Here is a 12,570-nt window from a genome sequence, read left to right on the forward strand (position 1 = left end):
TGAATGGGCAGATGTGAAAATTGAGTAATGGGAAAGTGTAAAGAATGTAAGTTTTCTGCGAATGCGAAGCAGTCTCAACTATATTCCGCCGCCTTATTGTTTCCTTGGGGAAGGAAAATGTCGCGCCAAGCACAACCGGTTACCGCCCATTCGCAGCGTTCCATTGTCAGCGCCGTGGGCGTCGCCCTTGCGGCGATGTCAGCCGCCCATATGGCGCAGGCTGCGGAACCTGCATCGGATGCTCTGAATCTCGGGGCCACCAATATTGACGGCGAGCGCGCCGACACGGCTTACAAGACCGAAGAATCGGCCTCGAAAAAGTACACCGCACCCCTGCGCGAAACGCCGAAGAGCGTCACGGTGATCCCGCAGCAAGTCATCCGCGATACCGCAGCAACGAGCCTGGCTGACGCATTGCGCACCACCCCCGGCATTACCTTTGGTGCGGGCGAGGGCGGCAACCCGAATGCGGATCGCCCGATCATTCGCGGCTTCAACGCAGAGAGCGACGTATTCGTCGACGGCATGCGCGACGTAGCGGCGCAGAGCCGGGAGATTTTCAACGTCGAATCAGTCGAGGTCAGCAAAGGCCCGGGCTCGGCGTTCACCGGCGCAGGCTCCACGGGTGGCAGCCTGAACCTCATCACCAAGGGCGCTCATCTGGGCGATGCCTTCAACGGCGGCTACACCTTCGGTTCGGACCAGACCCAGCGCTACACCCTGGACGTCAACAAGCAGATGACCGACACCTCGGCCTTCCGCCTGAACCTGATGAAGCATGATTCCAACGTCGCCGGCCGCAATGATGTCGACAACAGCCGTTGGGGTGTTGCGCCTTCGTTCGCGTTCGGTCTGGGCACCGACACGCGGGTCAAGGTCGACTATTACCACCTGTCCACCGACGACATGCCCGACTACGGCATCCCGCTGACCAACACCACCGGCCGCAGCAAGTACGTGGTGGACAAGCCGGCCCACGTCAACGAAAACAACTTCTACGGCCTGACCGACCGCGATTACCGCAAGAGCGTCAACGACAGCGGCACGATCCGCCTCGAACACGACCTCAACGACAACCTCACGATCTCCAACAGCTTCCGCATGTCGCGCTCGACGCTGGACTACATCGTCACTAACCCGGACGACAGCCGCGGCAACGTTGCCAGAGGCCTCGTCTCGCGCTCGGCTAAGAGCCGCAATTCCACCTCCAGCGGCTTCGTCAACCAGACCGACCTGCAAGCGAAATTCGACACCGGTTTCATTCAGCACAGCTTGGTGACCGGCCTCGAGTTTTCGTATCAGGACACCCACAACCGTGGCTACAACGTGCTCAGTGCCAGTGGCGGGACCATCGGCTCGACGTGTAACGCAGCGCTCTTGGCGTCCGGCGACTGCACCAGCCTGTCCAACCCATCACCGAAAGACGACTGGAACGGCACCATCACCGACAGCCAGGCGTACACCGATACCGACACCAAAACCAGTGCTGCGTATGTGTTCGACACGCTGAAATTCAACGAGCAGTGGTCGTTGAACCTCGGCCTGCGTTATGACGATTACGACGTGCGCTCCAGTGGTTACAGCACCGGTGGCCGGGGCTCGGTGGCGGGCAGCTTCAAACGCGAGAACACCAGCCAACTGTGGAATTACCAGGTCGGCGTGACCTACAAGCCACTGCCGAACGGCAGCGTCTACGCGGCTTGGTCGACGTCCAGCAACCCGTCGGGTGAGACCAGCGGCAATGGCGGTCTGGAAATTGCGGCGAACAACGCCAACCTTGATCCGGAAAAGAACCGCAATTATGAACTGGGCACCAAGTGGGATTTCTTCGACGATAACCTGTCGCTGACCGCCGCGCTGTTCCGCACCGAGAAGACCAACGCGCGGGTCACTGACCCTGACAACGCGACGTTCCAGGTGCTGGACGGCGAGCAGCGTGTCGATGGTCTGGAGCTGACCTACAGCGGCAACATCACCGGCAAATGGAAAGTCTACGGCGGCTACACCTACATGGAGAGTGAGATCGTCAGTGCGACCAGCAAGGCGGATGAGGGCAATCACATGCCGAGCACGCCGCGCAACAGCTTCAATTTCTGGTCGACCTACGAACTGATGCCGAAGCTGACCGTGGGCGGCGGCGCGACATTCGTCGATTCCCGTTTCGGCAACGAAGCCAACTCGGTGGAAGTGCCTTCCTACTGGCGCTACGACGCCATGGCCACGTACGAGCTGACCAAGAACGTCGACCTGCAACTAAACGTGCAGAACCTGACCGACAAGCGTTATTACGACCAGGTATTCACCACCCACTACGCCCACATGGCAGCCGGGCGTACCGCGTTGATGAGTGCCAGCTTCCACTTCTGATCCGGTCACTCCCACAAGTCCGGCGAACGATCCGAAATATCGAGTCAGTCCACTGTCTCGTGGGAGCGAGCTTGCTCGCGAAGACCTGAGTTCAGTCGCTTAAGATTTCAGCGACTGTGCCGGCCTCTTCGCGAGCAAGCTCACTCCTACAGGATTTATGTTGGCCGGGCGATCGTGGGATGGAATGTCCGGGCTATCACCGCGCTGGACCTGTGTGCGAGCTTGCTCGCAAAGGCGGACTATCTACCGCTGGGTATCCAGCGGATGTGCCGGCCTCTTCGCGAGCAAGCTCACTCCTACAGGATTTATGTTGGCCGGGTGAGCGCGGGGTGGCAGGGCAAGCCCGGTCCCCCAGGTTTTGCATCAAGAATCAGCCACAGATGAGAATGTATGCCGTTTGTGCGCATAATGCGCGCCGTAGCGGGTGAGTGAGGTGTCGAGGGTGTTGAAGAAAGTCCTGTTTCAAGTGCACTGGTTCTTTGGAATCACGGCCGGTCTGGTGCTCGCCCTGATGGGGATCACCGGCGCGCTGTATTCCTTCGAGGACGAAATACTCGACGTGCTCAACCCCGATGTTTTGTTCGTGCAGCCCCAGGGTCGTCAACTGTCACTGGCGGAAATGGTCAGCAAGGTCGAAGCCCAGGGCAACGACACGGCGGCGATGTTCCGCATTGACGTCGACGGCGACAAGGTCGCTCAGGTCTGGTTCAAACCCCCGCCAGGACAGCGTCGCGGCGAGATGCACAACTTCAACCCCTACACCGGCGCGTTCACCGAGGACGCTGTAGGCCAGGATTTCTTCGGCTTCATCCTCAACCTGCACCGGTTCCTCGCCGCGGGGGAGTACGGCAAGCAAGTCACCGCGGCGTGCACACTGATCCTCGTGTTCTTCTGTCTGTCCGGGCTGTATCTGCGCTGGCCGCGCAAGCCGCTGAACTGGCGCGTCTGGCTCACCATGGACTGGGCGAAGAAGGGACGCAGTTTCAATTGGGACCTGCATTCGGTGTTCGGCACCTGGTGCCTGATCATCTATTTGCTGCTGGCGATCACCGGGCTGATGTGGTCTTACGACTGGTTCAGCAACGGCATGACCAAGCTGATTGGCGATCCTCCCGTGGCGGGCGAACAGCGCCGTGGCGGCGGCCCGCGTCCTGGCCCGGTCGTGAAAGAGGCGCCCAAGGAACTCACGGCTTCGGCCCCGGATTATGACGCCATCTGGCAGACCATCCAGAGCGCTGCCGGCCCGGACCTCAAGACCTACAACCTGCGCATGCCCCAGGCACCGGGCCAGATGGCGACGGTGTTTTACCTCCTCAAAACAGCGCCGCACCCTCGTGCCTTGAACCAGATCAGCCTCGACCCGGCCGATGGCTCCCTCAAGGCGGTGTCGCGTTACACAGAGAAAAGCCTCGGCGCGCAGCTGTTAATCAGCAACTACGCCCTGCACACCGGCAGCTACTTCGGCCTGGTCGGGCGCATCGTGGTGACCGTGGCCGCGTTGTTGATGCCGCTGTTTTTCATCACCGGCTGGCTGCTCTACCTCGACCGCCGACGCAAGAAGCGCGAGATCCGCAATGCGCGCGGTGAAGTGTCGACGACGATGGGCGAGCAGGGCGCGGCGTGGCTGATCGGCTTTGCCAGCCAGAGCGGGTTCGCCGAGCAACTCGCCTGGCAGACGGCTGGCCAGCTGCAAACCGCCGGGGTGCCGGTGAAGGTGCAGCGGCTGGCCGACATCACCGAGCAGGACCTGCACCAGAGCCGCAACGCACTGTTCGTGGTCAGCACCTTCGGCGACGGCGAGGCACCGGACAGCGCCCGTGGCTTCGAGCGCAAGGTGCTGGGCCGGCCGCTGGCGCTGGACAATCTCAACTACGCGGTGCTTGGGCTTGGCGATCGCCAGTATCAACAGTTCTGCGGTTTCGCTCAGCGGCTGCACGGCTGGCTGGCCGAACGCGGCGGACGCACGCTGTTTGCGCCGGTTGAAGTGGACAGCGGCGACGGTGCAGCGCTGCAACACTGGCAACAGCAGTTGGGCCAGCTGACGGGCTCGACGCCGACGACCGTCTGGCAAGCGCCGGAGTATCGGAACTGGACGCTGGTGGCTCGGGAATGGCTGAACCCCGGAAGCGTGGGTTCGAAAGTGTTCTTGCTGGGACTGACGTGTGAGTCGGCGGCTGATTGGGAGGCCGGCGATCTGGTTGAGATATTGCCGCGTAACCCGGCGTCAGCGGTCGAGCAGTTCCTGTCCGGGTTGGGCATCGCTGCTGACACCCAGGTCACCGTCGACGGCTTGAGCGAAACCCTCGGCCAGGCCTTGTGCTCGCGACAGCTGCCGATCAACCGCAGTCATCTAGTGGGCTTGCACGCCCAGGCGTTGGTCGATGCACTGGTGCCGTTGGCCATGCGCGAGTATTCGATCGCCTCGATTCCCGAGGACGGTCTGTTGCAGCTGGTCGTGCGTCAGGAACTGCACCCCGATGGCAGCCTTGGGCTGTGTTCGGGCTGGTTGACCGAGCATGTCGCCGTGGGCGGCGCTGTCAGCGTGCGGATGCGTCGTAACAGCGGTTTCCATCTGCCTGCCGAGCCTGCGCCGATGATTCTGATTGGTAACGGCACCGGACTGGCAGGCCTGCGCAGCTTGCTCAAGGCGCGCGTCGTTTCGGGTGAGCAACGCAACTGGCTGCTGTTTGGCGAGCGAAACAGGGCGCACGATTTCCACTGCGCGTACGAACTTAACGGCTGGCTGGCGAGTGGCGATCTGGCGCGTATGGACCTGGCGTTTTCCCGGGATCAGGCTGAAAAAATCTATGTGCAGCATCGGCTGCGTGAGGCGGCTGATGAGCTGCGGCGCTGGCTGGCCGAGGGCGCTGTGATTTACATCTGCGGCAGTTTGGAAGGCATGGCGGCTGGCGTGGATGAAACGTTGAACGCTCTGCTGGGTGAGGACGCGGTGCGGGAGTTGATCGAGCAGGGGCGGTATCGGCGGGATGTGTATTGATCGGATCTGCTTGTGAGCCTGTCGAGTCATTCCCGGCTAAAGCCGGTCCTACTAAAAGCAATTCCCGGCTAAAGCCGGTCCTACGCCAGCCACAAAAAAAGGCCGTTGCGCTCACACGCAACGGCCTTTTTTATGACTAAACCATCACGCCACAAACTGTTCCGCGTAATGGCAGGCAACCTGACGGTTGTCGACCCAACGCAGCTCCGGCACTTCGACGGCGCAACGCTCGGTCGCGTACGGGCAGCGCTTGTGGAACGCGCAGCCTGACGGCGGGTTCAGCGGGTTGGGCAGCTCGCCGACGATTTTGATCTTCGGCTTCGACGGGTCCGGGTGGATCGTCGGCGTCGCAGACAGCAGCGCCTGGGTGTACGGGTGCAGTGGACGGTTATAGATCTCGTCCTTGGGACCCATCTCGGCCGGGCGACCGAGGTACATCACCAACACCGTGTCGGCGACGTGACGCACCACCGCCAGGTTGTGGGAGATGAACACGTAACCGGTGTTGAACTCTTGCTGCAGATCCATGAACAGGTTCAGCACCTGGGCCTGAATCGACACGTCGAGCGCGGAAGTCGGTTCGTCCGCCACCAGCACTTTAGGCTGCAGCATCATCGCCCGCGCCAGCGCGATACGTTGACGCTGACCGCCGGAGAACATGTGCGGGTAGCGCTGATAGTGCTCGGGACGCAGACCGACCTGAGCCATCATCGCCTGCACTTTCTCGCGGCGTTCGGCGGCGGAAAGACTGGTGTTGATCAGCAGCGGCTCGCCCAGTTGATCACCGACTTTCTGCCGCGGATTGAGCGATGCATACGGGCTCTGGAACACCATCTGCACGTCTTTGCGCAGCTGTTTGCGCTGCGCCTTGGTCGCGCCGGTGACTTCCTGGCCGGCGATTTTCAGCGAACCCGAAGAGGGCTCTTCGATCAGCGTCAGCGCGCGGGCCAGTGTCGACTTGCCGCAGCCGGACTCGCCGACCACCGCCAGGGTCTTGCCGGCTTCGAGTTCGAACGACACGCCGTTGAGCGCGCGCACGGTTGCATGGGGCTTGAACAGCCCACGGGACACATCGTAGTGACGAGTAAGGTCACGAGCGGTCAGTACGATTTCGCTCATCACGCCACCTCCTGATTCAGCGGAAAGAAGCAACGCGCCAGGCTATGGGCTTTCGGGTCTAGGCCCGGGCGTTGCTGGCGGCATTTGTCCTGGACGTAAGGGCAGCGCGGCGAGAGCAGGCAGCCACTTGGACGGTCGTAGCGACCCGGGACAATACCGGGCAGCGTCGACAGGCGCGCGGCGCCCATGCTGTGCTCGGGAATCGCCGCCAGCAGTGCTTCGCTGTACGGGTGCGCAGGGACGTCGAACAGCCCCGGCACCTGACCCACTTCCACGGCTTGACCGGCATACATCACGCAAACCCGCTGAGCGGTTTCAGCTACCACGGCGAGGTCGTGCGTAATGAGCACCAGCGCCATGTCCTGCTCTTTTTGCAGGGCCAGTAGCAGGTCCATGATCTGCGCCTGAATGGTCACGTCCAGCGCGGTGGTCGGTTCGTCGGCGATCAGCAGCTTCGGCTCGCCGGCGATGGCCATGGCGATCGCAACACGCTGGCTCATGCCGCCCGACAGTTGGTGCGGGTAGGCGTCCAGACGCTGTGCGGCGCCCGGGATTTCCACCTTCTGCAACAGCTCCAGTGCGCGCTGATGGGCCGCACGCCCCGACAGACCCAAATGCTGCTTGAGCACTTCCTTGATCTGGAAGCCCACGGTGTAGCTCGGGTTCAGCGCGGTCATCGGGTCCTGGAAGACCATCGACATGTCTTTGCCGACGATCTTGCGACGCTGGCGGGCATTGAGTGTGAGCATGTCCTTGCCGTCGAAGACCAGGGCGTCGGCGGTGACGATGCCGGGGTGCTCGATCAGGCCCATGAGCGCCATCATGGTCACGGATTTACCCGAACCCGATTCGCCCACGATTGCCAGTACTTCGCCCTTGTCGACGGCCAGATCCAGGCCGTCGACCACCGGGGTGGCCGTGGCATCGCCAAAGCGCACGTTGAGGTTCTTGATGTTTAAAAGAGACATTCGGACGTCCTCAGGCGGCGTTCTTGAGTTTCGGGTCCAGCGCATCGCGCAGACCGTCGCCCATCAGGTTGATTGCCAGCACGCTGAGCAAAATGGTCAGACCCGGGAGGCTTACCACCCACCAGGCGCGTTCGATGTAGTCGCGGGCCGAAGCGAGCATGGTGCCCCACTCTGGCGTCGGCGGTTGTACACCCAGACCCAGGAAGCCCAGCGCCGCAGCGTCGAGGATCGCCGAGGAGAAACTCAAAGTGGCCTGAACGATCAGCGGCGCCATGCAGTTGGGCAGCACGGTGATGAACATCAGGCGCGGCAGCGTTGCGCCGGCCAGACGCGCGGCGGTCACGTAGTCACGGTTCAGCTCGCCCATGACGGCTGCACGGGTCAGACGTACGTAGGACGGCAGCGAAACGATGGCAATGGCGATGACGGTGTTGATCAGGCCAGGGCCGAGGATCGCGACGATGGCCACAGCCAGCAGCAGCGATGGCAGCGCCAGCATGATGTCCATCAGACGCATGATGGTCGGGCCGAGGATTTTCGGGAAGAAACCGGCCAGCAGACCCATGAGAATCCCCGGAATCAGCGACATCACCACCGACGACAGACCGATCAGCAGCGACAGGCGCGAACCCTGGATCAGACGCGACAGCAGGTCGCGGCCCAGTTCATCGGTCCCCAGCAGGAACTGCCATTGGCCGCCTTCCAGCCAGACCGGCGGGGTCAGCAGGAAATCGCGGTATTGCTCGCTCGGGTCATGGGGGGCAACCCACGGCGCGAACAGGGCGCAGAACACGATCACCAGCATGAACACCAGACCGGCGACGGCGCCTTTGTTCTTGGAAAAGTGCTGCCAGAACTCTTTGTAAACGGACGGGTAGAGCAGGCTTTGATCGACTGCTGCTACGGGAGTAGGTGTGCTCATAAAAAGGGATCTCAGCGCTGATGACGAATGCGTGGGTTGGCAAAGCCGTAGAGGATGTCCACCACGAAGTTGACCAGAATCACCAGGCAGGCGATTAGCAGGATGCCGTTTTGCACGACAGGGTAGTCACGGGCGCCGATGGCTTCGATCAGCCACTTGCCGATGCCCGGCCAGGAGAAGATCGTTTCGGTCAGCACCGCACCGGCCAGCAGCGTGCCCACTTGCAGACCGAATACGGTCAGCACCGGGATCAGCGCGTTGCGCAGGCCGTGAACGAACACCACGCGAGCCGGCGACAGACCCTTGGCGCGCGCAGTGCGCACGTAGTCTTCACGCAAGACTTCGAGCATCGAGGAGCGCGTCATCCGGGCGATGACCGCCAGCGGAATGGTGCCCAGCACGATGGCCGGCAGAATCAGGTGACGCAGAGCGTCCATGAATGAACCTTCTTCGTCGCTGAGCAGGGTGTCGATCAGCATGAAACCGGTTCTGGGGGGAATGTCGTACAGAAGGTCGATACGGCCCGATACCGGGGTCCAGCCCAGCGATACCGAGAAGAACATGATGAGGATCAGGCCCCACCAGAAGATCGGCATCGAGTACCCCGCCAGGGAGATACCCATGACCCCATGGTCGAACAGGGACCCTCGCTTCAGTGCCGCAATGACACCGGCCAGCAGACCGAGAATGCCTGCGAAGATCAGCGCCGCAATCGACAGTTCCAGTGTTGCCGGGAACAGCGAAGTGAATTCGGACCACACGCTCGTGCGCGTACGCAGCGATTCGCCCAGGTCGCCATGGGCGAGCTTGCCGACGTAATCGATGTATTGCGCATAAAGGGGTTTGTTCAGGCCAAGACGTTCCATGGCTTGGGCGTGCATTTCCGGATCGACCCGGCGTTCACCCATCATGACTTCGACAGGGTCGCCAGGAATCAGGCGAATCAGGGCGAAGGTCAGCAAGGTGATGCCGAAGAAGGTGGGTATGAGCAACCCCACTCGGCGAGCGATAAAACTAAACATCTTCTCGTGTACCTCATCAGGTACCGGCGGGTCTCTGGGTAGCAGAGCCCGCCGGATTCTTCTTCTACTTCACTTGGGTGGTAGCGAAGTTATTAGTGGTGAGAGGGCTGATGTGGTAACCCTCCACGTTATTGCGCATTGCAGTGAACATTTTGGTGTGGGCCATGCTGATCCACGGCAGGTCCTGATTGAAGATCGCCTGAGCCTGCTCGTAGAGCGAAGCGCGTTCGGCCGGGTCGGTTTTTTCCCGTGCCTGATCGATCAACGTCTGGAACTTCTGATTACACCAGCGCGCGTAGTTTTCGCCGTTTTTGGCGGCCTCGCAACTGAGGTTCGGGGTCAGGAAGTTATCAGGGTCGCCATTGTCACCTGCCCAGCCGGCCGACACCATGTCGTGTTCGCCGTTTTTGGCACGTTTGAGCATTTCGCCCCATTCCATGACGCGTATATCTAACTTAATGCCGACTTTGGCCAGGTCGGCCTGCATCATTTGTGCGCCGAGCATTGGGTTCGGGTTGGTCGGACCGCCGCCGTTGCGCGTGAACAGGGTCAGCACGGTGCCTTCCGGAACATCCGCTTCCTTGAGCAGGGCGCGAGCCTTGTCCAGATCGTGGGCAGGGTTTTTCAGGTCTTTGTTGTAGCCCAGCAGCGTGTCCGGATACGGGTTCACGGCGACGGTGGCGTTGCCTTTGCCGAACAGCGCGTTGACGTAGGCTTCTTTATCAAACGCGATCTCGATCGCTTTACGCACGCGCACGTCGCTCATGTATTTGTGCGTGGTGTTCATGGCGATGTACGCGGTGGTCATCGCGTTCAGCTCATCAACCTTGAGGTTGGTGTCTTTCTTGATGCTCGGGATGTCGTCCGGCTTAGGATACAGGGCGATCTGGCACTCATTTGCCTTGAGCTTCTGCAGGCGCACGTTGTTGTCGGTGGCGATGGCGAAGATCAGGGTGTCAGCTGGCGGCTTGCCACGGAAATAATCCGGGTTGGCCTTGAAGCGAACCTGAGCATCCTTGGCATAGCGCTGGAAGATGAACGGACCGGTGCCGATGGGCTGGCTGTTGAGGTTGTCGGTCTTGTTCGCTTTGAGCAGCTGATCGGCGTATTCCGCCGAGTACACCGAAGCAAAGGCCATGGCGACGTCAGCCAGGAACGGCGCTTCGCGGCGGGTCAGGGTGAACTTGACGGTGCTGTCGTCCACTTTCTCGACGTTCTTCAGCAGCTCTTTGAAACCCATGCTCTCGAAGTACGGGTAGCCGACCTGCGACTGTTTGTGCCACGGATGGTTGGGGTCCAGTTGACGCTGGAAGCTCCAGACCACGTCATCGGCGTTCATGTCGCGGGTCGGTTTGAAGTAGTCGGTGGTGTGAAACTTGACGCCCTTGCGCAGGTGAAACGTGTAGGTCAGGCCGTCATCGCTGATCTCCCACGTGTCGGCCAATGCCGGGACGATTTCCGTGGTGCCTGGCTTGAAATCCACCAGACGGTTGTAAATGGTTTCCGCCGACGCATCGGCGGTCACGGCCGTGGTGTAGAGCGCCGTGTCGAAACCTTCCGGGCTGGCTTCGGTGCAGACCACCAGAGGCTTGGCCGATACGCCGACCGCGACGCTGAATACCGCCAGTGCGATCGCGCTGCGCAATGTTGCGAGTTTGAATGTCGATTTCAAGTAACGCACTCCGCAAGTGATGAAGCCATAAGTGAGTCGGTATCGGGCCACGAAGTTCGGTAAACCGCACCTTGAGGCCCGATCGATCGTGCTGATTACATAATGTTGAATGGAATCGTGGTCACCAGACGGAACTCGTTGATGTTGCCGTCAGCCTGGTTGGCGCTCGCGCGGTGAGTGGTGTAGGTCGCACGCATGGTCGAGGCCTTGAGTGGGCCGGACTGCAGGGTGTACGACGAGCCAACACCGTATTCGTAGTGAGTTTCGCCGTCCATGCCGCGGACATCGTAAGCGGTGCCTTTGTAATGGGTACCGTCGATGTCGAAACCGCGCGCCTGATAGATGTTGAACTTCAGGCCTGGCACGCCGTAGTCGGCCATGTTCAGCAGGTAGCTCAGCTGAACCGACTTCTCGTTCGGGCCGTTGAAGTCCGAGAGCAGGGAGTTGGCCAGGAAGATGGCGTTGGTGTCGTGGACGTAGTCGAAGTAGGTGTCGCCTTCGACTTCCTGGTACGCAACGCTGAAGCTGTGCGCCTTGTGAGTGGCGGTCAACGACAGGCTGTACGTGTCGTTGTCGATCTCGCCCATCTTTTTCTGACCGGAATCCTTGGTCTTGTAGTAGTTCAGGTTGGTGCTCAGGCCCAGTACATCAGGGTCACCCAGTTCGTGGGTGAAAGCGAAGTAGTACTGATGCCAGAAGTCTTCGACGTTGGAGGCGTAGAAGCTGGTGGTCAGGCTCTTGAACGGTTTGTAATCCACGCCCGCCATGTCAACGCGATCGGCGGTGGCGGTGTTGTTGGTGTACTCGGAACGGAACTTGGTCAGGCTCTGCTCGGTACGTGGCGACACGCGGTCGAAGCTGCCGGCCTGGATCGAGATGTTGTTGAACTCTTCGCTCAGAATGCTCACACCTTCGAAGCTCGAAGGCAGCGCACGGTTGCCGATGTAAGCCAGCACCGGGGTGTTCATCGACTGACGGCCGGCGGTCAGGGTCGTGTTGGAAACGCGCGCCTTGATGTTGCCCAGGCCCAACTTGCTCCACTGTCCAACAGGGTCGCCGTTGTTCTCGGTCAGCGTACGGTTGGCGCCGCCCATCAGGTCGTCTTTGTCACGGTCCAGCGCAACGGCGTTGTAGACCGCCATTTGCGTGGCGAAGCCGACAGTGCCCTGGGTGAAGCCCGAGCTGTAGTCAACGATGGTGCCCTGAACCCAGTTGATCCGGCGCGGGTCGCTGTCGACGACGACGCCGTTCTCGCTGCGACGGAACTCGCCACCACGACGCAACAGTTCGTTGGCGTACCAGTTCTTGGTCGAACCGGTCAGTTTCGAGTCTTCCAGGAATCCCTTGGCTTCGCCCTGGAGGTTGCTGGTGGCCAGTGTGGTCGGAACGAATTCCTGACTGGTCGGCTCTGCCTGGGCCGCGACGCTGAGGGCGAGGACGGATAAGGCGAATACAGCGGTGCTGGCTTTTTTCACGTTTTGAAGCTCCCGATTGCTGCTTTT

At 60.9% G+C, this 12,570-nt stretch carries 8 protein-coding genes; 2 read left to right on the forward strand and 6 right to left on the reverse strand.

The window, feature by feature from the left end:
- Positions 1 to 117 precede the first annotated feature (117 nt).
- Both ACYASU_RS18815 and ACYASU_RS18820 read left to right on the forward strand, forming a co-directional pair.
- Positions 118 to 2,367: a TonB-dependent receptor gene (locus ACYASU_RS18815; RefSeq protein WP_463583689.1), complete on the forward strand. Its 2,250-nt coding sequence runs from the start codon at positions 118 to 120 to the stop codon at positions 2,365 to 2,367.
- Between the two features lie 445 nt (positions 2,368 to 2,812).
- On the forward strand, positions 2,813 to 5,365 hold the full coding sequence (locus ACYASU_RS18820; protein WP_463583814.1) for a PepSY domain-containing protein: 2,553 nt from the start codon (positions 2,813 to 2,815) through the stop codon (positions 5,363 to 5,365).
- A 144-nt stretch (positions 5,366 to 5,509) separates the two neighbouring features.
- Here ACYASU_RS18820 and ACYASU_RS18825 read toward each other — a convergent pair whose 3' ends face one another.
- The 6 genes from ACYASU_RS18825 to ACYASU_RS18850 all read right to left on the reverse strand — a co-directional run bounded on the left by ACYASU_RS18825 (position 5,510) and on the right by ACYASU_RS18850 (position 12,543).
- Positions 5,510 to 6,484 carry a peptide ABC transporter ATP-binding protein gene (locus ACYASU_RS18825; RefSeq protein ID WP_108120822.1) on the reverse strand — a complete coding sequence of 325 codons (975 nt, stop codon included), beginning with the start codon at positions 6,482 to 6,484 and terminating at the stop codon, positions 5,510 to 5,512.
- Positions 6,484 to 7,452, reverse strand: coding sequence for an ABC transporter ATP-binding protein (locus ACYASU_RS18830; protein ID WP_065990186.1), 969 nt, complete (start codon positions 7,450 to 7,452; stop codon positions 6,484 to 6,486). Before ACYASU_RS18830 ends, ACYASU_RS18825 begins: the two co-directional genes overlap by 1 nt.
- Before the next feature lie 10 nt (positions 7,453 to 7,462).
- Positions 7,463 to 8,374, reverse strand: coding sequence for an ABC transporter permease subunit (locus tag ACYASU_RS18835; RefSeq protein WP_192170675.1), 912 nt, complete (start codon positions 8,372 to 8,374; stop codon positions 7,463 to 7,465).
- An 11-nt stretch (positions 8,375 to 8,385) separates the two neighbouring features.
- The gene (locus ACYASU_RS18840; RefSeq protein WP_037012635.1) at positions 8,386 to 9,396 is read right to left on the reverse strand and encodes an ABC transporter permease subunit; all 1,011 of its coding nucleotides are present in this window, start codon (positions 9,394 to 9,396) and stop codon (positions 8,386 to 8,388) included.
- Between the two features lie 64 nt (positions 9,397 to 9,460).
- On the reverse strand, positions 9,461 to 11,068 hold the full coding sequence (locus ACYASU_RS18845; RefSeq protein WP_463583690.1) for an ABC transporter substrate-binding protein: 1,608 nt from the start codon (positions 11,066 to 11,068) through the stop codon (positions 9,461 to 9,463).
- Positions 11,069 to 11,163: 95 nt separating this feature from the next.
- A complete protein-coding gene (locus ACYASU_RS18850; RefSeq protein ID WP_192170677.1) occupies positions 11,164 to 12,543 on the reverse strand; it encodes an OprD family outer membrane porin in 1,380 nt (459 codons plus the stop codon).
- Between the last annotated feature and the right edge of the window lie 27 nt (positions 12,544 to 12,570).

The sequence above is a fragment of the Pseudomonas sp. HP_12 genome, assembly GCF_055283955.1.